The following is a 21,116-nucleotide window of genomic DNA, read 5'->3' on the forward strand; positions in this document are numbered from 1 at the left end:
TGCGATGCCGACGCGAAGGCGCGGCCATCGCACGTCCGAGCGTCAATCGCGTGGCCCCCGCGCCCGGCAAGTCGGTCGTCGCCCCGGCCGCTGCCGGGACCGGAGCGCGCCGCCGCGCTTGTCGCGGTCCTGGCCGGGTGAGCGGCCGACGTCAGAAGAGGGTCGGCTGGCTCGGCCCGGGCTCGGGGCGGCGCTTGCCGAGCAGCGCGAACTTGTCCTCGGTGGTGTCGTCGGGGATCGGCAGGCCGTGGCGGCGCAGGGCCCGGTCCACGCGGGCGCGGACGGCGTCGCGATAGGCGCGCGGGAGACGGGATCCGGAGTCGTACAGCTCCGCGTAGGCGGGCACCTGCTCCGGGTACCACCGCCGAAGCCAGGTGAAGAACAGCTCCTTCACGCCCCGGATGAGATAGAGCGGAGTCGGCAGGACGTGCGCCGCGCCGGCCTCGGCGAGCGCGCCGATCGTGGTGTCGAGCTGCTCCTGGCCGTCGGTGAGGTGCGGCAGGATCGGCGCGAGGAACACGGTCGGGGCGAAGCCGGCGGCGCGCATGGCCCGCAGGGTGTCCAGCCGCGCGGCCGTCGACGGGGCGCCGGGCTCGAGGGTGCGCTGCAGCGTCTCGTCCACGAACGGGATCGACAGGCCCAGCTCTACGTTCACGTGCCGGGCCGCGGCGGCGAGGCGGGCGAGGTCGCGGCGGATCACGGTGCCCTTGGTGAGGATCGAGAACGGCACCCGGGCGCCGGTGAGCGCGTCGATGACCGGGGGCATCAGCGCGTACCGGCCCTCGGCGCGCTGGTACGGGTCGGTGTTGGTGCCGAACGCGACCCGGTCGGGCAGGACCCGCTTGGTCGCGAGCTCGCGCCGCAGGACCTCGGCGAGGTTCACCTTGACGACGATCTGGCGGTCGAAGTCGGCGCCGAGGTCGAGGCCGAGGTGTTCGTGGCTGGGGCGGGCGAAGCAGTACGCGCAGGCGTGGGTGCAGCCGCGGTACGGGTTGATCGTCCACTCCCCCGGCAGCATCGCGCTCGTCGCCGGGACGTGGTTGAGGGCGCTCTTGGTCAGCACCTCGTGGAACGTGACGCCCTCGAACTCGGGGGTGCGCACGCTGCGGACGAGGTTGCTCAGGCGGGCGAGGCCGGGCAGGCTCCCGGGCGCGATCGCGTCGACCCGCTGGCCGGCCCAGCGCAGTTCGTGCTCGGCGGTGGTCACGCCGTCAAGCCTGCCACGGGCGGGCGTCGACCTCGGGCGCGTCGGCCGCGGCGGCGACCTCCCGCGGCACCGGCCGGGCGCTGATCAGCAGCAGGCAGCCCGCGGCGCTGATCATCGCGCACAGCAGCAGCGCCGCCCGGTATCCGAGCGCCTGCGCGGCCGCGCCCGCGACGAGCCCGGAGATCAGCGACGCGGTGATGAACGCGTTGCCGAACAGCGCGGTCGCGCGGCCGGTGGCCTCGGGCATCAGGTCCTGGATGTACGTGATGCCGAGCGCGTTGACCGCGGCGATGGCCACGCCCCGGGCCACCTGGGCGGCGAGCAGCAGCGGCAGGCCGGAGCTGACGGGGACCAGGGCGAAGTACAGCACGAACAGCAGCATGCCCAGCAGGAGTACCCGCTGCTGACGCACCCGGGCCGGCAGCAGCATCAGGCCCAGCGCCGCCGGGATCTCCGCCAGGGCGCACACGCTGGCCAGCAGCCCCACGTCCTGATCGGGCCGGGCCAGGGTGCGCGTGATGTACAGCGGCAGCGCGACCGAGCCGGCGCACATCGCGGTGTTGAACAGCGCGAAACTCGCCGCCACCAACAGCACCGGCCGCCGCAACCGCGATGAAGCCCGCGACTGCGGCTCGGTCCGGGGTGTGACCGGCGTCGGGCCCAGCAGCAGCAGTGGGGCCGCGATCACCGCGAACGCCAGGGATGTCAGCAGCAGCAGCCCGCCGTACCCCCGCCACGCCAGCGCCGCCGCCCCGAGGATCGGGCCGACGGCCCAGGCCAGCGAGAACGCCGAGCGCAGCGCCAGGGTCCCGCGGCGCGACGCGTCGCCGGAGGCCCGGTCCAGGTGGGTGCGGGCCAGCGCGAACACCTGCGAGAAGGCGGCCAGGCCGGCGCCGAGCAGTCCCGCGCCGATGAGCAGCAACAGGGCGTACCTGGTGGTCGTGCTCAGCGCGAGGTACCCGGCGGCCGGCGCCAGCACGGCGACCACCGCCGGCCACCGGCCGGCACCGCGGTCGTACCGGCGACCGAGCCACGACGTCACGAACAGCCCGCTGACGGCGATGACGGAGAGGAACACGCCGACCTGGAGCGGGGACAGGCGCGCCCGGTCGGCGCCGAACAGCACCAGGTACGGCCCGATCATGGAGTCGGCGATGCCCAGCAGCAGGACGCAGAGCAGCAGGTGCGGCAGCTTCGCCTCGATTACGCGCCTCGCGCCGATGACCATCTGCATCCACATCCCTGGATCGCGACGGCAGCACTACCCGCCGCGGACGCTACCGGCCCGCCGAGGTCCCGTCACCGCATCCCGGCGCCGCGCGATGACCGCGCCGGCAAGTCGGCCGGTCACCGGCGAGCAGCACGCCCGCGAACGCTGCAAGTTTCTCGGCCGCGGCCGTGGTCAAGGCCGTGGTCAAGGTTGCCGGATGAGGTCGGTGCCCGCGAGGTACTCGGTGCGCTGCCGGATCAGGGTTCGCAGCTCGTCGGCGTCGGCGTCGGTCTTCTGCCGGTCGTAGCCGCCGGCGGTGCCCAGCACCCCGCTGATGGCGTCCACGGCGGCCAGGGCGGCGCCGCTGCCGTACATCTTCTGGTAGAGCTCGCGGTAGGCCTTCTGGTACACCGGCTTGAAGGCGGCGCTGGCCAGGAAGCGCTCCTTGAGCTTGTTGCCGCCGAGTCCGCCGAAGCCGCCGCCGCCCTGGGGCCGCATCCCGGCCGGCGGCTGGAAGCCGTCCGGGGGCTGGAATCCCGCCGGTGGCATGCCGTCGGCGCCGCCGGCGAACATGCCGCCCATGCTGACCGACGCGGCCGGGTCCTGGTCGGCGCGGCCGGAGAACGCGAGGTTGTAGTCCCAGCCGATGACCGTGAACCGCTTGGTCCGCAGGTCGTACCACAGGTAGTAGTTGCGGCCCGGCCCGGCCATGTCGTCGGAGTTGAGCAGCAGGTTCTGCGCCGCGGTGTACCGGGCGAAGGACTCCACGTCGAGGCGGTCGCCGAGCTTCGCGTCGAACTGCTGGTCGTCGGCGGTGTTGACCCAGCGCACGAGGTCGATGACGGGCTGGAGGTCCTGGCTGCCCTTCTTGGTGATCTGCTTGAAGTCGTCGGCGTAGCTGGTCGGGTCGCCGCCCTGGTCGGTGAACTGGCTGGTGGCCAGGCTCTTGTAGAGCACACCGGAGCCGCCGACCGCCTCGGCGAAGTGCTCGTCGGGATGCTCCACGACGAGCCGCGCCGTGGTCGGGCGGTCGTTGACGGTGAAGCTGGTGTACGCGTACCGCTGCGCGGTCTGCCCGGCGCCGGCCAGCAGGCTGAGCGATACCGCCTCGTTGAGCACGGTGGTGCCGCCGCCCATGCCGCCCACGCGCACGGCGATCTCGCGGTGTCCCTGGTAGCGGCGCCCCGACACGAACTCGTCGAACCGGATCAGCCACGGCAGCGTCTCGGGCTCCTCGGCCTTGAGCGCCGCGCCGAAGCCGCCCCGGCCGCCGCCGCCCGGACCTCCGCCGCCCGGACCTCCGCCGCCGCCGCCCGGACCTCCGCCGCCCGGACCTCCGCCGCCCGGACCGAAGCCTCCCAGCCCGCCACCAGCCGGACCTCCACCAGCCGGACCTCCACCGCCCGGGCCGACGCCGCCTGGGTCGCCGCCACCCAGTGCCTGGCCGCCAGGCCCACGGCCGCCGGCCCCGAATCCGCCGGGCCGGGATGCTCCGCCGCGCGTCAGCCCGGCCAGCGTGGAGTTGCCCTTGAGCCGGATGCCGACGCCGGCGACGACGGTGCCGTCGATGGTCAGGTCGGCCTCGAGGAACTCCTTCTCGCCCTCGTTCCAGAAGGAGTCGAGCAGCCGCTGGTAGTCGGCGTCGCGGAAGGTGATCGTCATGCTGTGGGCCAGGGTGGCGTCGAACAGGTCCCGGGTGCCGCGCACGTTCTGGGTGACCTGGTCACCGTTCTCGTCGCTGGTGCTCGTGACCAGCGGCGCCACCCGCACGGTGCTGAGCACCGTGGCGAGGACGGCGACGACCGCGGCGCAGACGGCCAGGAGCTTCCAGTAGTGGCGCACCCGCACCGGGATGCGGTACCGCAGCCGTCGCAGCATCACAGGTCCGTCTGGTCGTAGCCGGTCAGCACCGTCACCCGCTGCCCGCCGGTGCGTTCGCCGAGCGCCGCGATGAGCTGCCCCGGTTCGTGGCCCTTTTTCAGGCGCACGGTGTACATCAGCTCGGTGAGGGCGCCGCCGCGGATCGACTCGATGCTGACCAGCTCGAACTCGCTGGTGTGGGCGATGAGCACGTCCTGGATGGCCTCGGTGGAGTTGCCGCCGGCGCCGAAGTCCGGCGGGATCTGGACCTTGACGATCTGCCGCTGGACGCTGGCGGCGAACCAGCTGAAGCGGTACATCACCAGGATCACGAGGCTGATCGCGACCGCGGCGACGACGGCCAGCGTGTAGAAGCGGGTGCCGGCCGCCATGCCGATGCCCATGACGAGGAAGATGAACCCGACGTCGCGGGTCTCCTTGACGGCATTGCGGAAGCGCACCACCGACAGCGCCCCGACCAGCGCGAACGCGCGGGCGATGTTGGAGCCGACGATGAGCATGATGAGCGCGACGAGCATGCCGAGGATGACGAGGGTCTGCACGTAGGACTGGCTGTAGGACACGTTGCGGTGGGTGAACCGGTAGACCCAGCCGATCATGGCGCTGAGCACGAACGACAGCGACAGGGCGATGGCGATGTCGCCGACGCTGAAGGTGCCGGAAAGGTCCTGAACGTTGAACGGCATCGGGGCTACACCTTCAGGTCGTCGGGGTGTTCGGCGGGGATTCGTCGGGGATGTGGAAGATGGAGCGGGGTGCGCGGCCGAAGGCCTCGACGGCCTGGCAGTACTTGGAGACCCGCACCACCGACAGGTTCAGCTCGGCGGCGAGGTCGGTGAGCCAGTACGGGACGCGCTCGTCGGCCTTGAACTCGACGACCGACAGCCCGGCCGGCACGACGAGCCGGTTCTCGGCGTCGGCGGCGAAGTGGAAGTCACGGTCGCGGCCGCGGACGCGGTGGTCCATGGTGACGCGCAGCCCCGTGTCGGCGTCGCGGCCGACGAACGCCTCCCGCTGGTAGCCGGTCATCGCCACCGCTCGCAGGTCCAGCCGCGAGAGCAGCTCGAGCACCTCCTCCAGGAAGGCCCGCTGCGCCGGGGCGTGCTCGACCGGCTGCCGCCGGTCGCAGAGGTCGCGGGCGAGCCGGTACGGCAGCGCGACCCGCCGCTTCTGGGTGACCCGGTTGACCCGCTGTTTGATCTCGATGTGCACGGGGGTGTCGCCGTCGACGCTGAACCGGTCGCCGTAGTGGCGCACCCGCAGCTTGCGCCGGAACCGCAGCCCCTCGATCTTCTCCCAGTAGAACCGCAGGTCACGACTGTCGTAGTAGACACTCCAGACCCCGTAGGAGCCGTCGGTGCCGTGACTGTCGTGGTCCAGCCGGGCCGCCAGTTCCCGCCGCAGCCGCGGGATCCGCGAGCTCGGCACCAGATACTTGATCTCGTAGCGGTTGAACGCGTGCAGCCTCGTCGGCGCCCGCAGCGCGTGGCCGTCGTGATCGTCGTTGCGGTGACCGTCGTCCGGGGCGGCGCGGACGGGAGCGGGTTGCGGTGGCGCGGCACCACGCCGGAACGGCAGTCGCATGGCAGAACCATCCGCGGGGAACGAAACATGAACGGGAGGTGTACGGTGCAGGCATCACCATCGCCCGCCCGGACCACCCGCCGCGTCCTCCAAGCGCAGACATCGGCTCGCCGCCGCTACTGCATCCGTGGTATTTCCGGGCAGAAGCGGTGCAAGGACGTGAATCGGCCGATTCCGGGAGACGAGGATTGCTATCGTGCTACCGCGTCCGCAGTAAGCCGCGGCGATCCGCTACCGCCGGTAGACGACGCCCGGCTCCCGGGCCGGCACCTACCGTCGAGACCATGGACTCCACCGTCGTGCAGCGGCAACTGCGCCGGGCCGCCCTACGGCATCCGCAGCTGCTCGACCTGCTCCTCGGCGTGCTGCTGGTCGGCCCGCCGCTGGTCGCGACGGCGAGCCACGGCGACCGTCACCTGGCGGGTCCGGTCGCGCCGGCGGGCGTCGCCGCCGCGGTCCTCGCCTGCCTCGCGATCACCTTCCGGCGGGTGTGGCCGCTGCCGGTGCTGCTCGCCACCGCCGTCGCCACGCTCGCGTTCACGGTCGCGTCCGGACCGCAGCCGCCGGTCCCGATGATCGCCCTGGTGATCGCCGTATACACCGTGGCGTCGCGCCTCGAGCGCCGGCGGACGTGGCTGATCTCCGCCGCCATCGCCCTGTCGCTCTACCTCGCCACCGTCCTGACCTCGGCGGGCAGCTGGTGGGCGCCGCAGAACATCGGCGTCCTCGCCTGGATCGGCATGGCCACCGCGGTCGGCGACGCCACCGGCAGCCGCCGCGCCTACGTCACCGCCGTCGAGGAGCGCGCCCGCCGGGCCGAGCAGACCCGCGAGGACGAGGCCCGCCGCCGCGTCGTCGAGGAGCGCATGCGGATCGCCCGCGAGCTGCACGACGTGGTCAGCCACCACATCGCCGTCATCAACGTCCAGGCCGGTGCCGCCCGCCACGTCCTGCATCGGCAGCCCGGCGCCGCCGACAGCGCGCTCGAGCACATCCGGCACGCCTCCGACACGGTGATGCGGGAGCTCTCCTCGATCGTCGGCGTGCTGCGCGACCCCGGCGACACGCCCGGCAGCACCGAGCCGGCCCGCGGCCTCGCCCGGCTGACCGCGCTGCTCGACACCGTCGCCGTCGCCGGCCTGCACATCGAGCACCGGCAGCACGGCGAGGCCCGGGAACTGCCCGCAGTCGTGGACCTCGCGGCGTACCGGATCCTGCAGGAGGCCCTCACCAACGCCCACAAGCACGGCACCGGCTCGGCGTGCCTCACCGTCACCTACGCTCCCGACAAGGTCGTCCTGGAGGTCGACAACCCGACCGGCCCGGACCGGCCCGGGAGTGGCTACGGGCTGCTCGGCATGCGCGAACGCGCCTCCGCGGCCGGCGGCACGCTCACGGCGCGGCACGAACCGACCGGCCGGTTCCGGGTGCGTGCCGAACTGCCCGCCGCGAAGACGAGGCCGCAGCCGTGACGATCCGTGTGGTGCTCGCCGACGACCAGGCCCTCATCCGCGGCGGGTTCCGGCTCATCCTCGACGGCGACCCCGGCATCGACGTCGTCGGCGAGGCGACCAACGGCATCGAGGCCGTCGATCTCGCCCGAACCACCCGGGCCGACGTGGTGCTCATGGACATCCGCATGCCCGAGATGGACGGGCTCGAGGCCACCCGGCGCATCGCCGGCGACCATCAGCTGTCCGGCGTCCGGATCCTGATCCTCACCACGTTCGAGAACGAGGAGAACGTCGTGCGTGCGCTCCGGCTCGGCGCCAGCGGCTTCCTCGGCAAGAACGTCGAGCCCGACGACCTCGTCCGCGCCGTGCGTACCGTCGCCGCGGGCGAGGCCCTCCTCTCCCCCATCGCCACGCAGTCGCTGATCACACGGTTCCTGCGCCACCCCGACCTTCCGCCGCTGCCGCCCGCCGGGCCCATCGACGTGCTCACCGACCGCGAACGCGAGGTGCTGGTCCTCGTGGCGCACGGGCTGTCGAACGACGAGATCGCCGACCGGCTCTACCTCTCCCCGCTGACGGCGAAGACCCACGTCAACCGGGCGATGGCCAAGCTCGACGTGCGCGACCGCGCCCAGCTCGTCGTGCTCGCCTATCAGAGCGGTCTCGTCCGCCCCGGTGACGCGCCACCGGCCTGACCGCGACCACCGCCGTCCGGCCGGGCCGCACCTATCGGTACCGCTCGTCCAAGCCGCGCACCTCCGCGTCGATGGCGCGCTGGTCGGCCTCCCGGTCACGCTCGTTCGCGGCCCGTTCCCGCAGGTCGGCCCGCTGCTCCCGCTCGGCGATGCGCCGGCTCCGCTCGTCGAGGTGCCGGTCGCGTTCGTCGGCCAGCGCGCCCCGCCGCTCCAGCTCACCCTCCTGCACCGCGGCCTGGGTGTTCCGGCCTTCGAGCTCGATGTCACGCTGGTCCGCGGCGGCGTCACGCTCGTCGGCGAGCGCCTCGCGTTCGTCGGCTACTCTCTCCCGCGCCGTGACGAGGTCCTCGCGGCGGGCCAGGTCAGCGTCCTTTTCGCCCGGTCCCACAACCCAAAGTCTAGGCGCCGCCGACGGCCGTGGCCATCACCGGACGGCCGCGCGGATCAGCAGCCCAGCTGCAGGCGAGCCTTGAACCGCAGCGTGCCCGCGGGCACGTCCTCGTCGCACCGCACGGTGCGTGAGGCATGCGCGAACCATGCACGCCGGGCGACTCCGGACGCTCAGACGGTGCAGGTGTTCGGTATCTTGGGTCGCCGCGGACGGGCCGGAAGGCCGACCGTGGCACGAGCTCGAACGGCCTGTCCGGGAGGATCGATGTACGCCAGGCGCCATCTCATTGAGGCGTACCTCGGCGCTCAGGCGCGGGGCTTCGGTGGGTACCTGCCCGAGTCGTCGGCCTTCAACGCCGCCCTCAAGGCGTATCACGCCGGCATGCTCGACGGGCTCGGGCAGCTGTTCGGGCTGCACTTGGATTCGCAGCAGATGGATACCTTCAACAACCGCGTGTATTTCAGGCTGTTCGTCTCGACGGCCGACTCGCTGCTCGCCCTGAGGACCCCATGGTCAGGCTTCCTCGAAGCGGGCCTGCTGGTGAGGAAGGTGGAACAGGCAGGGCCCGACGGACAGCGCGTGATGACGGCCAGCAGCCGCATCGGAGCCGTCGTCGAGGAGTCACGGCAGCAGCATCTGGAAATGCTCGATGCCTTGGCCGCCATCATGCTCGGCGACCGTGCGGCGCTCACCTTCAGCCGGGCGGACCTGCGGGCGATCGGCGTCGATGACACCGCGCCCAACCCGGCGGACTACCCGATCTACGACGATTGAGCGCCAGTTCGGCGCCGCGCCGACGCGGAGCTTCTCGACGAGGCCGCCGGGAGGGTGGGCCGCCCTGCCATGGCACGGCCCGCCCTCCCGGCGGCAGCGGGCGTCAAGCGGATGCCGACGCCGCCGGCTGATACGCGCAGTCAAGCGCGCGTGCGATGTACAGGCCGTCGTTCAGGTAAGCCAGAAACGCGTCCACGGTCCCGTTGTCGAGCGCTTCCTGCGCGGCCGCCTGCACGTGCGAGCCAGCGTTCGGCATCGTCCGGTTCACCGCAATCCGCAGATCCGTCGACCAGACCCCCCACAGGCTCGTCTTGAGAAACGCCCGCAGATCGCCCGCGGAACCGTCCAACCGCGCCTGCATCCTGCCCGGCAACGTGGTCAACGCATCAGCGACCGCCGCCGCCATGATCCGGTTCGCCAGCACCCGCACATCGATGTCCGAGGCGGTATCGAGATCGATCGTGACAAGCTCGCGGATGTCCGCGTAGAAAACCGCCTGGCAGGATGTCGCGGGCGATTCGGCTTGAGCCGCCGCCGGTGTCGCCGGGATCAGCAAGGCGACTGCCAGCAGGAGGGCAGCCGGGATCTTCCATCGCATGTGAACTTCTCCCCGTGTGAGTCCAACGCGCGCGATCGTCGATGCGAAGTATACAAGATCTTCGACGTCCGCCGGGGCCGACAAAGCCCGCGCGGCGCCACCGCCGAGTGTGTCGACGGTGCCGCCGGCCGGTGCGGTCGGGTCAGGGGGTCAGCGGCGGGAGGCCGGTCCGCGTGCGGGTCGGGGTCGGGGTGCTCTGCACCGGCACCATCAGGGCGGTGATGTCCGGGCTCGTGCCGGCCCAGATGCCACCTCGAGGTGGCCGGACTGGTCGGCCGCGACGGCCGGGCTCGTGTGCGGCGCCATGCCCAGGCCGTTGCCGAGCAGGGTGACGGCGCCATTCGCGGCCATAGCGTAGAGCATCCGGTCCGAGCCCGCGAAGATGATCTCGTAGCTGCCGGTCGACAGGCCGATGATGCCCAGGCCGCTGTCCGGGTCGAGAATCCACGGCGTCTGCACCTGGGGCCGGCCGAGTCGACGATCCACAGGTTGTTGTCAGCGCCCTGCAGCGCGACCTCCCAGCCGCCGCTGCGGTCGGCGGCGATGACGGGGGTCGTGCCGGCGCGACGCCGAGGCCGTTGCCGACGTAGCGCTCGTTCAGCCCGTCGCTGATGTACGCGGCGCCAACCCGGCCGCCACCTAGACCATCATCGCCCGGTGCGCGCGGCTGCCGCTCGCCCTGGCGGTCGTGGCGGCGCGCGCCGCGGCCCGCCCGTCGTTCCCGCTCGCCGTGTTCGCCGCCGAGCTGTCCACCCCGGACGTCCTGGACGCCCTGTACTCCCTGGGCGGTGGCGACCCGGTGCTCGACCCGCGGGCCGTGTTCTCCTGGAGCTACCGCAAGCTCGGCGCCGATGCCGCGCGCCTCTTCCGCCTCCTCTCCGTGCACCCGGGGCTCGACGTCACGGTGCCCGCCGCGGCCTCGCTCGCCGCCCTGCCCCGCGCCCGGACCGCCCGGCTGCTGGCCGAGCTGGCCGACGCGCAGCTGCTGACCGAACGCGCCCCCGGCCGGTACACCGGCCACTGCCTGCTGCGCGCGTACGCCGCCGAGCGCGCCGAGCGGTGTGCCGCCCTGGGCCGGGTGCTCGGCCACTACCTGCACAGCGCGCTCGGGGCCGCCTCGCGCCTGCCGACGTTCGTGCGCGTTCCGATCGTGCCCGCGCCACCGGCCGAAGGCGTGCTGGTGGAAGAGCGCCTGGGTGCGGAGTGGTTCGCCGCCGAGCGGGAGGTGCTCCTCGCCGCGATCGAGCGGGCCGCCGGCTTCCCGGCCGTGGCGTGGCAGCTGGCGCACGCGCTCGGCGTGTACCAGAACCTGCTCGGCGACTGGGCCGGCCGGGCGGCCACCCACCGGCGCGCGCTCGAGGTCGCCACCGACCCGCTCGGCCTCGGCGTGGCCGAGGACGGCATCGCGTTCGAGCACTTCCGGTGCGACCGCTTCGACGAGGCCGAGACGCACTTCCGCCGGGCCCTCGACCACTTCGCGGCGGCCGGCTCCGTCGAGGGCATGCACCCCCCGCCCACCGCCGCCTGGCCAACCTGTCGGTGGAGTGCGACGACCCGAACTGCGCGCTCGACCATGCCCGGCGGGCGCACGCGCTGGTGGCCGACCTCGGCGACCCGATCGGTACCGCCCGCTCGCAGAACAACCTGGGCTGGTGCCTGACCCTGCGCGGCGACCACGCCGAGGCCCTCGGCCTGTGCGTGGACGCGCTGGCCGCGATGCGCCGCCTCCGGGACCGCTTCGGCGAGGCCACCACCCTGGACACCATCGGCCACGCCTGCCTGCGGCTCGGCCGGACCCACGACGCGATCGCCTGCTACCGGGACTCCCACGCGCTGTTCCACGAGCTCGGGGACCGCTTCCCGCAGGCCGACGTGCTGGTCCACCTCGGCGACGCGCACGAGACGCTGGGCGAGACGGACGAGGCCCGATCCTCACCAAGCTCGAGCACTCCCTCGGCGACCGCGTCCGCGACAGACTCCTCGCGGCCTAAAGCCGACCGGTGTCACCGCTGGCGATCGCCGTCACGCTCCGTGGCCGACGTCGACCCGCGCGCAGGGGTCGCGTCGTCACCGCCCGCGTCTGTGTCTGAACACCAGCAGTTCTGCGTGGTGGACTGCCACCGCGGCATCTTCACTTTGCTTCCGCCGGGCTGCATCGACCTCAGTGTCGGTGGCGTAGTACAGGAATTCGTCGCCACCGCCGGCGCTTGCGAGTGCGACAATGTGGAGTACGTGTTGCAGGCCTGCGGACTGGGCGGCGGGCAGGAGCGCACGGATGTCCTCGGCGAGCGTGCCGCCGGGCTTGCCTGGTGTCGCCGGCCGCAATGCCACGATGGTGTACGCGCCGGCCGTCATCATCGGGTGGCACATAGCGAGCACCTCGGCAATGCCCGCGATCGCGGTGGCGTGTGGGAGCGGCCAGCGCAGCAGGATGAGACCGACCGGGGCGGTGACCATGTCCTGCCTGGCGAGTGAGCTGGTGTCTGCGCTCGCCAGGCACGGCCGGGATGTGTGGATCCCAGCGTGCTCGACGTGCGGGTCGTGGGTGAGGTCCACGGTCGTGTCGCCGTGGTCGGCGTAGACGTGGATGAGGCGGCTGGTGAGCCGTGCCGCGAAGCGGTTGTCCGTGGTGGTCGCTGCGGCCGGGTCGTCACGGTCGTCCAGTCGCCAGATGGCGGTTGGGACGTCATCTTCATCGCAGCCCTTCATCCGCACCCTGGCCATCGACACCGCCGTCGCGGGATTCACCGCGGGCGCGGTCACCGTGGGGTGAGCGGCGGCACCGCCGCGCAGCCTCCCGGCGCCGGGCCGACGTATCAGGTCGCCGCGACAGCCGCTATCCGGGACCGGTCGCTGAACCGTCACGGTCCGCGACGAAGGTGTGTGTCAGAGTGCGGGCGAGCAATTGACCGGCTTCGTCCGCGGTTCTGCGTCCGACCAGCACTTCCTCGTTGGCCGCGCGGCCGAGCCCATGGATCATCGCGTACATCCACTCGGGCGTGAGATCGGTGTGGAGCTCACCCCGCTCGGCGGACTTGGTCAGCCATATGAGCAGCGGCTCATCGGCGGCGGGGTGGCGCAGCGGCGCGTCGGTGACGCTGCCGGAACGGTTGTCCAGGAACCGGTAGCGTTCTCCGACCCGGATGATCCCCGGGCCGAGCCGGCCGAAGACTTCGGTCGCCGTGGCGTCCGGCGTGATCGCGGTCGTGACGACGGCCCGTTCCTCCTCCACGACGAGGTCGATGAGCGCCCGGATGAGGTGTTCACGCGTCGGAAAGTGCCGATAGACGGTGATCCGCGCCACGCCGGACTCCGCGGCGATCTGCCGCATGCTCGCCTCCGGGTCGGCCGCGAGTATCCGAATCGCCGCGGCGATCACCGCATCCCGGTTGCGCCGGGCGTCCTGCCGCAGTGCCTGTTCGGTCGCATCAAGATGACTGGCGTCGCCCACGAGTAAATGATACAACATGTCACAACTGATACAGCATGTTTCATTTGGAGGGCGCGTGGGCGCGATCGAAGCAACGGGCATCAACCGCACCCGCCCGTCGAGGCGGAAGCAAAGGATGACCCTCGTCGCGGTGGCGTTGGGCGTGGTGATGGTCAGCTTGGACGGAACCGTCGTCCACATCGCCAACCCGACGATCGCCCGCAGCCTCGGCTCGTCGATGACCGGTCTGCAGTGGGTGACCAACGGCTACCTTCTCGCCCTAGCGGTGACGTTGATCGTCGGCGGCAAGCTCGGCGACAGGTTTGGCCGGCGCAGGATCTTCGTGATCGGCGTCGCCGGTTTCGCGCTCGCGTCCCTCGGGTGCGCTCTGTCCCCGTCGACCGCGGCACTGATCGCCTTCCGCGTGCTGCAGGGACTCGCCGGAGCGATGCTGGTACCGAACACCCTCGCGATCCTGAAGTCGACGTTCCCAGCGTCGGAGTTGCACCGTGCCATTGGGATGTGGGGTGCCGCGTCGGCGTCCGCCGCCGCCGCTGGACCGATCATCGGCGGACTGCTGGTGGAGTACCTGTCCTGGCCGGCGATCTTCGTGTTGAACGTCCCGATCGGGTTGGCCGCCGCCGCGTCGGCGCTGCGGTGGGCCGGCGAGAGTCGCGCCCCGGGCCGTGCCGACCGGTTCGACATCGTCGGCGCCGGTGTGCTGGCCGGGGCGATGTTCGTCCTGGTGTGGTCGTTGACCGGCGCAACCGGCCGCGAATGGTGGTACTGGGCCGCGGGCGTGCTCGCGGCGCTGGTCCTCCTCGCCGGGTTCGTGATCCGGCAGCGACGGTTCCCCGCGCCGATCCTCCCGCTGTCGCTGTTTCGTTCCCGGGCGTTGTCGGTGGGTGTCGTCCTGCTCGTGACCGGAAACATTGCGTTGTACGGAGTGCTGTTCTCCATCGGTCTGTACATGCAGAACGTGAACGGCTGCACGCCGCTGGAGACCGGCGTTCGCCTGCTGCCGCTGATGGGGATGTTCATGGTCGGCTCGCCGCTGGGCGGACGCTTGACCGGGCGGCTGGGTTCGCGTTGGCCGCTCGCCCTCGGAATGGCGCTGCTCGCGGCGAGCTTCGTCGGGCTGGTCGGCCTGGCCGCGGGCTCCCCCTACGGCCGGCAGTGGCCGTGGCTGGTCCTGCTGGGCCTCGGCATGGGAATGGTCGTGGTCGCCGGGACCGAGGCCGTCGTCGGAACGGCTCCCGTACAGCACGGCGGAGTCGCCGGGGGCCTGCAGACCACCGCGAATCAACTCGGCGGCGTGCTCGGCACAACGGTGTTCGGGACGGTGATCGCGACGCTCGTCGCGCGGACGCTGCCGGCAGAACTGCGCACCGCCGGCGTCCCCGACGCGATCGCGGAACAGGTCGCCATCCACAAGGGCCTGGCCGAACAGGGAATCGCTCCGCTCGGCGCACGGCTGAACCTCACCGGGCAGTTCGACGACGTGGCCGCGGCGGCCATCACTCGTGCGACGGAACGCGCCTTCATGTCCGGCCTGCACACCGTCATGTGGATCGGCGCCGGCATCGCGCTCCTCAGCGCGCTACTGGCGCTGCTGATCCCGGCCCGCAACGCTCCGCCGCATGCATCCGGTCGGTAGACGAGGATGCGGGGACGGGACTGCGGAGATAGGCAAGGGCCTCCATGATCGACGGTGCTAAGCAACGATGACCATGGAGGCCACGTGCACGTCGATCTGGAGACCCTTGCCATCGCACCGTACGTCAAGATCGACGATGAGATGCGCGCCAGTCCCGAGCTGCTCACCATGTCGGTCATGCAGGCCCTGCTCGGCTACCGCTCAGAACGCCGCTGGCTGCGTCACCTCGACAAACACCTGCGCCACCTGTTCCCCTACCAACCCACCCAGTCCGGCTACAACCGCCGGCTCCGGGCCGCCCTGCCGCTGGTCAAGCACTTCATCCGCACCCTGGCCATCGACACCGACTTCTGGTTCGACAACCACTGGATCCTCGACTCCACCCCGGTCGAGTGCGGCCGGTCCCGCCCGACCGTGCAATGCTCCAACGCCGCCGGCTGGGCAGTCTACGGCTACTGCGCCTCCCACAGCCGATTCTTCTGGGGACTGCGGCTCTACTTGACTTGATCTGCACCCCGACCGGCATGCCGATCCTCTGGGCACTGGCCGATGCCAAGCTCGGCGAACGCGAGGTGGTCGAGGCGATGCTCGACCGCGAACCGCAGCTGCTCGCCGACCGTCCCGGCCTACCGCTGATCACCGACAAGGGCTTCGCCTCCAAACGGTTCGAGACCGACCTGGCCGAACGCGGGGGCCACGCTGCTGCGCCCGGCACGCAAGAAGGAACAGCCCCGGGCAGGGCAGACACTGCTCAAGGCGGTCCGGCAGCTGATCGAGTCGGTCAACGACACACTCAAAGGCCAGCTCGATCTGGAAATGCACGGCGGGCGTACCTTCGCCGGCATCGCTGTCCGGGTCGCGCAACGTCTGCTGGCCATGACGGCCGCAATCTGGCACAACCACAAGACGGGACAACCGGTGACTCGCAGCCTGATCGCCTTTGATCACTGATGGGCAGATAGCTCCCCGCATCACTCGTCTAGCAGGAGTGCCACCGACCTCGCCGCGCGCCCTCGCAGTGAAGCCCAGATAAAGGAGATCACGGCGCTACTCTCTCGCAATACATTGTTACAATGCAAGATGCGGGTACAGTCCTGGTATGCCGATCCACCACGCGGTGCTCTCACTGCTGGCCCACGGGCCCAGCTACGGATACGAGCTCAAGAGCGCCTCCGAAGCGGCAGTCGGCCCGCAGTGAGGCCGCTGAACACCGGCCACCTGTACCAGATCCTCGACCGTCTGTGCCGCGACGGCATGGTGAGCTCCGAACGACGGGTCCCAGGCGGTGAAAACCGGACCGCGTGATCTACGAGACCACCGAAGCTGGAGCAGTCGAGCTGCGGCGCTGGCTCTCCGAAGCAAGCCCCCGTAGCGGCGGCTTCCGGGACGACCTATGCCTGAAAGTGACAGCGGCCGCACGAACAGGCGATTCGGATACGGTGCAGATGGTGCTCGGCCGGCCGCGCACTCATCTGCTAAGGGAACTTCGCAACCTCGACGGCCTGCGGCCGCGCGGCGACAGACCCGGTGGTCGGCCTGTTGCTGTCGTCCGCACCCCGGCACGTGCAGGCGGACCTGTCCTTCATCGACGAGGAAGTCGTCGTCACGGAGCTCCGCGACCTTGAACCACTCGCCGAGCAGCATCGACGCCACCCGGCGGGCCTGCGCCGGGCCTCTGCGGTTCCGGGTGCCGGGGCCGGTGACCGTCGTGGCGGATGCCGGCGAGGCGGTGGTGGTCCTGTGCGCGAAGCTGCGACTACTGCTCGCAACACGGCCATCGCGCACACGATCAGACCGTCATGGTCCTGGCTAGGAAGGCGACCACCTCCTCGCGCAGTTCCGCCGCCCCGACGATCGCCGTGCTCACCAGAGCCCAACGACGGCCGGTCCGAGTTTGGCCAGCGCCTTGTCGCGGTAGCTCGGGGTGGGGAATCGCAGTATCTCATCCGCCGATTCCGAAGCGGGGTCCAGGCGGCGGACAGCAGCCAGCCCACCGACCCACCGGTTCGACCGCCGCGTGCAACGCCTCGCATATGGTCGGCAGCGACTTCAGCCAGCCCGCGCGCTGCGGCTGCCGCACAAGCGGACTCGATATGTCAATCCTTCGACGTCGTCGGGTACAGCCTGGTCATTGCCCGGAGCGTAGTGGTGATGCGTGCGACCAGCTCGGGAGGGGCGAGCGCCTGCGCGTCCGCGCCGAGCCGGAGCAAGCTGGCAGCGGCGTGGTCCACGTTTTCCAGCGGGATGGTGACGCGTCGCCATCCGGCCGGGTCGGCGGGTGTGAGGGTGCGCGCTGCCAGCCGGCCGGCCCTCGGGCCAAGGATGTCAGGTAGCGCGGCGATCCCGGCGGGCGACAGGCGTACCACGGCAACCTCGGCCGTTTCGGCCCGCTCGTATCGTTCGACGTGTGCGTGCCAGAACGTGATCAGGTCGAAGCCGTCCGGGCGGGTGAACAGCTCCGGCAGCTGCCGGAGCTCGACGATGGCGGAGACCCGGTAGGTGCGCGGCTCACCGCTCCCGGCGGCGATCAGATACCAGACTCCCGCCTTGAGGACGAGTCCGAGCGGGTGCAGCCGCCGGCCGACCACGCCCGGCCGAGGGGCCCAGCGACGGTACCGGACCTCGATGACCTGGTCCTGCCAGAGCGCCTCCGCGACGGCGAGCAGGTGCGGCACCGCGTCCGGCTCCCGGTACCAGCCCGGCGCGTCGAGGTGGAAGCGCTGCCGGATCCGTCTCGACGCCTCCCGGTACGGGGTGGGCAACGCGGCCATCAGTTTGAGTTCGGCGGCGGCTACCTGGGCACCGAGTCCCAGCTCGGCGGCCGGCTGCGGCATGCCGGTCAGGAACAGCGACTCGGCCTCGTCAGCGGTCAGCCCGGTCAACCGGGTGCGGTAGCCGTCCATCAGCTGGTAACCGCCGGTGGGTCCCTGCTCGGCGTAGATCGGCACGCCTGCCGCGGCCAGCGCCTCGACGTCGCGGTAGACGGTCCGGGCGGTGACGCCGAGCTCCGCGGCGAGCTGTGCGGCGCTCATCCGCCCACGGTTCTGCAGCAACAGCAGCAGGGACAACAACCGGCTGGCACGCACCACGACAGTCTTCCAGACCACTGACAGAAGATGTCAGGGGTAGCGCCCCATGATCGTCGGCATGAACGACTTCGACTTCATCATCGGCTCGTGGAACGTGGCCAACCGGCGCCTCAGGACGCTCTTCGCCGGCAGCGAGGAGTGGGACCACTTCCCGAGCACGGTGACCAGCCAGAGCATCTTCGACGGTGCCGGCAACACCGAGGAGATCGTCTTCCCGACGCTCGGCAGCCGCGGCTTCTCGCTGCGACTGTTCGACGTCGAACGCAAGGAGTGGTCGATCCACTGGGCGAGCAGCACCACCGGCCTGCTCTACCCGCCGGTGGTGGGCACCTTCACCGACGGCCGCGGCGACTTCTACGGCGACGACACCCACGACGGAAGGCCGATCAAGGCGCACTTCATCTGGTCAGACATCACCTCCACCTCGGCACGCTGGGAGCAAGAGTTCTCCGCCGACGGTGGACACACGTGGGAATCCAACTGGGTCATGGAATTCTCCCGCGCCTGACCAGCGGCCGGCGACACGGCTCCCCTGACTTCGGGACGGTCGGCGCCACCACAGTGGATGGTCGACGAACCCAGTTCCTCATCACCGGCAACTCCACCACGCAGGCGGTCCGGCAAGCCTGCACACCGTATCGGAGGTCGCCCTGTGCGACGCGAACCGACCGTGAGAGCTTCCAGCGCACGGCCGTGTTCGAGGCCGACTTGGCCCGTTGCTGCACCAATTCGACAGGGCGGGTTGCTGCCGTACGCGACAACGGGCGCTGTTGCACGTGGCGATCGGGAGAACGCGGTTAAGGCCGGTGCGGGCCGGTGTCAGATGGTGGCGGCGAGCGCGGTGAACGCGGCAGCGACTCGGAGTCCGCGTGGAGCGTCGACGCCGAGTTCGTAGTGGCCGCGGCGAACGTTCTGCATGAACGCGTGCCCGGCGATGATCGTCTGTGCGGTCCGGGCAGTACGGAGTCCGCGCATCGGTCTGAGCCGGTGTTTGAGCTGGCTGTGATCGGCCTCAATCCGATTGTTGGCGTGCCGTTCCACGTGGTGCCAGGCCGAAGGGACCAGCTCATCGCGCACGGCCGGGTACACCGGTGCCGCGTCTGTGACCACCTCGCTCGGTGTCACCTTCAACGTGGCCAACGCCCGGCGGAAGAACCGACGGGCCACGGCAGCGTCACGGCGGGCGGAGAAAAGCACGTCGATGACCTGGCCATACTGGTCGACGGCCCGGTACACGTACCGCCATACGCCGTTGACCTTGATGTACGTCTCGTCGACGAACCACCTGTCGCCTGGTGAATGCCAGCCGAACCTGGCTGCGTCAGCCAGCAGCGGTGTCAACCGCTGGACCCAGCGGAAGATCGTGACGTGATCGACCTCGACACCACGCTCGAGCAGTAACTCCTCGACGTCGCGGTAGGAAAAGGTTGTACCGCAGGTACAGCCGAACGGCGACCATGACCACCTCCGGCGGAACCGCAAGCTGGCGAACGCTGACTGCGGTGGTACGGCTGCCCGCCGGTTCGAGAACCTCACTGCTCAAGTCTGCCTCGATGTTGCCGAACGGCGGATGCAACAGAGCCCACGCAGGATTACAACTTACCTTCGTACCGACGACCCGAAGTGTTGGCGGCACGGTGCGTGAATCATGACCATGGCAGTTCCCGCCCATCCGTGCGCGAACGGCGGCATGACAGAGCGCTCCTGACCGCTACGACGACGCTGGCGCGTGGGCGGCTAACGCGCGGTCCAGACCCCGGCGCATTCGCCGGGATGCACCCGCAAGTCCGCCGAGCGGGCGGATCTCTTCCGGTCGCAGCTCCGGCCGCTCGGCCAGCGCCAGGACCGCGGCATACGGTCGGGCGCCCGCACGCAACAGCTCTGCCGCTCGGCCGAGAACCGCAAGCAGCACCGGACGGTCGGCGCCGGCGTGGCGGGCGACGAGCAGCAGCACCGCGTTGTAGCCCCAATCTCGCGGATCATCCACAACCCGCAAATAGTCTGCCGGCGATCGCGCGGCAGGCAGCAAGTCGTCAAGGTTCACCCCCAGCATCCTGCCAAATTCCCGACGCCTCCCGACCGATCGCGCCCAGGTGGGATGCACTCAACTGGGCAGGACGTCGGGCGCTGAGCCGGCCACTCGTGCCAGCAGCGATCACAATCCGGCATAGTGCAGTGCACCCAGCCGCCGCAGATCTCATCCGGCTCCCACAGCACGTACACCTCACCTGCGAGGGTGGCGGTGTAGGCGGCGGCCAGCTCGCGTTCGAAGACGACCCGGGACTGGCCGTCGAACCCCAGGTGATGTACCGAGTAGTGGAAGAGCGACTCCTCGGCGCCGACGCGCACAGCAGTGCCCGCAGGAGCGGACCTGCGCTCAGGTCATGCGCCTGGCGCGCCCCGTCGGCCGCGGCGTCCAGCGCCGCCTGCCGCGGCGCCGGCGCAGTGCGCACGTCGAGCAGTTCGAGCCGGACCGCATCTGCGGGGCCGAACCGCATCTGCGGGCCGTCCGGGCCACGGGTCGCCCAGGACCGCAGCACGTCGTGCCCCTCGGCCACCGCCCGCAACGCGACCTGCAGCGCGGTCGCGTCCACCGGGTCGGCGACCCGGAACGCGCGCCGGGTGAGACACGACCCGTCGCCGCCGGCGGCCTCCTCGAGCAGCCACAGCCGCTCCTGGGCCGGTGCCAGTGGGACAGCGGTGGTCACACCGCCTCCAGAGCCAAGAGCCGCCTCGCCTCGACCGCCAGGGACTCGATCGTCGGCCGCTGGAACAGCGCCTCCAGCGGCAGGTCGACGCCGAGGACCTCACGCAGCTCGTAGACGACCCGGGTCACCAGCAGCGAGTGCCCGCCGAGCCAGAACGCTCCAAGCTCGCCCTGCTGCCCTGAACGCAGCACATCCGACCGCCGGAAGGACGCCATGGCCGCCATCCCAGCCCAGATGACCAACACCGCACCGCGCCGGCATGTGGCCGTAATGCCCTGCCGCTGGGGCGCCTCGCGCTTTCCCGGCAAGCCGTTGGCCCGCCTCGGTGACAAGCCGCTGCTCTGGCACGTCTACCAGCGCTGCCTCGAGGCCAAACGCCTCGACGGAATCGTCGTGGCGACCGACGACGAACGCATCGAAGCCGCGGCCAGCAACTGA

General features: G+C 70.9%; 21 protein-coding genes and 2 pseudogenes. 9 read left to right on the forward strand and 14 right to left on the reverse strand.

Annotated features, from left to right (window positions below):
- Nucleotides 1-151 precede the first annotated feature (151 nt).
- From ABT369_RS47565 to ABT369_RS47585, 5 genes are all read right to left on the reverse strand, one after another.
- On the reverse strand, nt 152-1,207 hold the full coding sequence (locus tag ABT369_RS47565) for a radical SAM protein (RefSeq protein ID WP_350623455.1): 1,056 nt from the start codon (nt 1,205-1,207) through the stop codon (nt 152-154).
- Between the two features lie 4 nt (nt 1,208-1,211).
- Entirely contained in the window at nt 1,212-2,441 is a 1,230-nt protein-coding gene (locus ABT369_RS47570; protein ID WP_350623457.1) for an MFS transporter, read from the reverse strand.
- A gap of 180 nt (nt 2,442-2,621) precedes the next feature.
- Entirely contained in the window at nt 2,622-4,295 is a 1,674-nt protein-coding gene (locus ABT369_RS47575) for a CotH kinase family protein (protein ID WP_350623459.1), read from the reverse strand.
- The gene (locus ABT369_RS47580) at nt 4,295-4,984 is read right to left on the reverse strand and encodes a DUF4956 domain-containing protein (protein ID WP_350623461.1); all 690 of its coding nucleotides are present in this window, start codon (nt 4,982-4,984) and stop codon (nt 4,295-4,297) included. The genes ABT369_RS47575 and ABT369_RS47580 overlap by 1 nt, the downstream gene beginning before the upstream one ends.
- 13 nt (nt 4,985-4,997) lie before the next feature.
- The gene (locus ABT369_RS47585; RefSeq protein WP_350623463.1) at nt 4,998-5,882 is read right to left on the reverse strand and encodes a polyphosphate polymerase domain-containing protein; all 885 of its coding nucleotides are present in this window, start codon (nt 5,880-5,882) and stop codon (nt 4,998-5,000) included.
- 284 nt (nt 5,883-6,166) lie between these two features.
- Between ABT369_RS47585 and ABT369_RS47590 the strand changes: the two genes are divergently transcribed.
- Nucleotides 6,167-7,354 carry a sensor histidine kinase gene (locus ABT369_RS47590; protein ID WP_350623465.1) on the forward strand — a complete coding sequence of 396 codons (1,188 nt, stop codon included), beginning with the start codon at nt 6,167-6,169 and terminating at the stop codon, nt 7,352-7,354.
- Nucleotides 7,351-8,031, forward strand: coding sequence for a response regulator (locus ABT369_RS47595; protein ID WP_350623467.1), 681 nt, complete (start codon nt 7,351-7,353; stop codon nt 8,029-8,031). Before ABT369_RS47590 ends, ABT369_RS47595 begins: the two co-directional genes overlap by 4 nt.
- 31 nt (nt 8,032-8,062) lie before the next feature.
- Here the strand turns inward: ABT369_RS47595 and ABT369_RS47600 are convergent, their stop codons facing one another.
- Nucleotides 8,063-8,419, reverse strand: coding sequence for a hypothetical protein (locus tag ABT369_RS47600; protein WP_350623469.1), 357 nt, complete (start codon nt 8,417-8,419; stop codon nt 8,063-8,065).
- Between the two features lie 267 nt (nt 8,420-8,686).
- On the opposite strand from ABT369_RS47600, the gene ABT369_RS47605 reads away from it, so the two are divergent.
- Nucleotides 8,687-9,196 carry a hypothetical protein gene (locus tag ABT369_RS47605; RefSeq protein ID WP_350623471.1) on the forward strand — a complete coding sequence of 170 codons (510 nt, stop codon included), beginning with the start codon at nt 8,687-8,689 and terminating at the stop codon, nt 9,194-9,196.
- 103 nt (nt 9,197-9,299) lie between these two features.
- Here the strand turns inward: ABT369_RS47605 and ABT369_RS47610 are convergent, their stop codons facing one another.
- Together ABT369_RS47610 and ABT369_RS47615 are read right to left on the reverse strand one after the other, a co-directional pair.
- On the reverse strand, nt 9,300-9,794 hold the full coding sequence (locus ABT369_RS47610; RefSeq protein WP_350623473.1) for a cell wall protein: 495 nt from the start codon (nt 9,792-9,794) through the stop codon (nt 9,300-9,302).
- A gap of 210 nt (nt 9,795-10,004) precedes the next feature.
- The gene (locus ABT369_RS47615) at nt 10,005-10,280 is read right to left on the reverse strand and encodes a hypothetical protein (protein ID WP_350623475.1); all 276 of its coding nucleotides are present in this window, start codon (nt 10,278-10,280) and stop codon (nt 10,005-10,007) included.
- Nucleotides 10,281-10,482: 202 nt separating this feature from the next.
- On the opposite strand from ABT369_RS47615, the gene ABT369_RS47620 reads away from it, so the two are divergent.
- Both ABT369_RS47620 and ABT369_RS47625 read left to right on the forward strand, forming a co-directional pair.
- Nucleotides 10,483-11,454, forward strand: coding sequence for a hypothetical protein (locus ABT369_RS47620; protein WP_350623477.1), 972 nt, complete (start codon nt 10,483-10,485; stop codon nt 11,452-11,454).
- Entirely contained in the window at nt 11,391-12,269 is an 879-nt protein-coding gene (locus ABT369_RS47625) for a tetratricopeptide repeat protein (protein ID WP_350623479.1), read from the forward strand. The genes ABT369_RS47620 and ABT369_RS47625 overlap by 64 nt, the downstream gene beginning before the upstream one ends.
- 361 nt (nt 12,270-12,630) lie before the next feature.
- On the opposite strand, the gene ABT369_RS47630 is transcribed toward ABT369_RS47625, so the two are convergent.
- Nucleotides 12,631-13,245, reverse strand: coding sequence for a TetR/AcrR family transcriptional regulator (locus ABT369_RS47630; RefSeq protein ID WP_350623480.1), 615 nt, complete (start codon nt 13,243-13,245; stop codon nt 12,631-12,633).
- A 55-nt stretch (nt 13,246-13,300) separates the two neighbouring features.
- Between ABT369_RS47630 and ABT369_RS47635 the strand changes: the two genes are divergently transcribed.
- Together ABT369_RS47635 and ABT369_RS58070 are read left to right on the forward strand one after the other, a co-directional pair.
- Nucleotides 13,301-14,881 carry an MFS transporter gene (locus ABT369_RS47635; RefSeq protein WP_350623482.1) on the forward strand — a complete coding sequence of 527 codons (1,581 nt, stop codon included), beginning with the start codon at nt 13,301-13,303 and terminating at the stop codon, nt 14,879-14,881.
- 84 nt (nt 14,882-14,965) lie between these two features.
- Nucleotides 14,966-15,832, forward strand: a pseudogene (locus ABT369_RS58070) (IS982 family transposase).
- A gap of 1,145 nt (nt 15,833-16,977) precedes the next feature.
- Here ABT369_RS58070 and ABT369_RS47650 read toward each other — a convergent pair.
- Nucleotides 16,978-17,988 carry a helix-turn-helix transcriptional regulator gene (locus ABT369_RS47650; protein ID WP_350623486.1) on the reverse strand — a complete coding sequence of 337 codons (1,011 nt, stop codon included), beginning with the start codon at nt 17,986-17,988 and terminating at the stop codon, nt 16,978-16,980.
- Between the two features lie 40 nt (nt 17,989-18,028).
- On the opposite strand from ABT369_RS47650, the gene ABT369_RS47655 reads away from it, so the two are divergent.
- Nucleotides 18,029-18,478: a hypothetical protein gene (locus tag ABT369_RS47655; RefSeq protein WP_344507128.1), complete on the forward strand. Its 450-nt coding sequence runs from the start codon at nt 18,029-18,031 to the stop codon at nt 18,476-18,478.
- Between the two features lie 311 nt (nt 18,479-18,789).
- On the opposite strand, the pseudogene ABT369_RS47660 reads toward ABT369_RS47655, so the two are convergent.
- The 4 genes and pseudogenes from ABT369_RS47660 to ABT369_RS47675 form a co-directional block, all read right to left on the reverse strand.
- Nucleotides 18,790-19,429 (reverse strand): annotated as a pseudogene (locus ABT369_RS47660) (IS6 family transposase).
- A gap of 252 nt (nt 19,430-19,681) precedes the next feature.
- A complete protein-coding gene (locus tag ABT369_RS47665) occupies nt 19,682-20,014 on the reverse strand; it encodes a hypothetical protein (RefSeq protein WP_350623488.1) in 333 nt (110 codons plus the stop codon).
- Nucleotides 20,004-20,678 carry a condensation domain-containing protein gene (locus tag ABT369_RS47670; RefSeq protein ID WP_350623489.1) on the reverse strand — a complete coding sequence of 225 codons (675 nt, stop codon included), beginning with the start codon at nt 20,676-20,678 and terminating at the stop codon, nt 20,004-20,006. The genes ABT369_RS47665 and ABT369_RS47670 overlap by 11 nt, the downstream gene beginning before the upstream one ends.
- Entirely contained in the window at nt 20,675-20,893 is a 219-nt protein-coding gene (locus ABT369_RS47675) for a phosphopantetheine-binding protein (RefSeq protein WP_350623490.1), read from the reverse strand. Before ABT369_RS47675 ends, ABT369_RS47670 begins: the two co-directional genes overlap by 4 nt.
- A 19-nt stretch (nt 20,894-20,912) precedes the next feature.
- Between ABT369_RS47675 and ABT369_RS47680 the strand changes: the two genes are divergently transcribed.
- Complete coding sequence (locus tag ABT369_RS47680; protein ID WP_350623491.1) at nt 20,913-21,116, forward strand: cytidylyltransferase domain-containing protein; 204 nt, start codon at nt 20,913-20,915, stop codon at nt 21,114-21,116.

It is taken from the genome of Dactylosporangium sp. NPDC000244 (genome assembly GCF_040300725.1).
Lineage (GTDB): Bacteria > Actinomycetota > Actinomycetes > Mycobacteriales > Micromonosporaceae > Dactylosporangium.

Excerpts from the sequence above, each read along its gene's own strand:
- ABT369_RS47580 (WP_350623461.1), bottom strand. The coding sequence starts at position 4,984 with ATGCCGTTCAACGTTCAGGACCTTTCCGGCACCTTCAGCGTCGGCGAC.
- ABT369_RS47605 (WP_350623471.1), top strand. The coding sequence starts at position 8,687 with ATGTACGCCAGGCGCCATCTCATTGAGGCGTACCTCGGCGCTCAGGCG.
- ABT369_RS47585 (WP_350623463.1), bottom strand. The coding sequence starts at position 5,882 with ATGCGACTGCCGTTCCGGCGTGGTGCCGCGCCACCGCAACCCGCTCCC.
- ABT369_RS47610 (WP_350623473.1), bottom strand. The coding sequence starts at position 9,794 with ATGCGATGGAAGATCCCGGCTGCCCTCCTGCTGGCAGTCGCCTTGCTG.
- ABT369_RS47655 (WP_344507128.1), top strand. The coding sequence starts at position 18,029 with ATGAACGACTTCGACTTCATCATCGGCTCGTGGAACGTGGCCAACCGG.
- ABT369_RS47590 (WP_350623465.1), top strand. The coding sequence starts at position 6,167 with ATGGACTCCACCGTCGTGCAGCGGCAACTGCGCCGGGCCGCCCTACGG.
- ABT369_RS47680 (WP_350623491.1), top strand. The coding sequence starts at position 20,913 with ATGACCAACACCGCACCGCGCCGGCATGTGGCCGTAATGCCCTGCCGC.
- ABT369_RS47575 (WP_350623459.1), bottom strand. The coding sequence starts at position 4,295 with ATGCTGCGACGGCTGCGGTACCGCATCCCGGTGCGGGTGCGCCACTAC.
- ABT369_RS47675 (WP_350623490.1), bottom strand. The coding sequence starts at position 20,893 with ATGGCGTCCTTCCGGCGGTCGGATGTGCTGCGTTCAGGGCAGCAGGGC.
- ABT369_RS47570 (WP_350623457.1), bottom strand. The coding sequence starts at position 2,441 with ATGCAGATGGTCATCGGCGCGAGGCGCGTAATCGAGGCGAAGCTGCCG.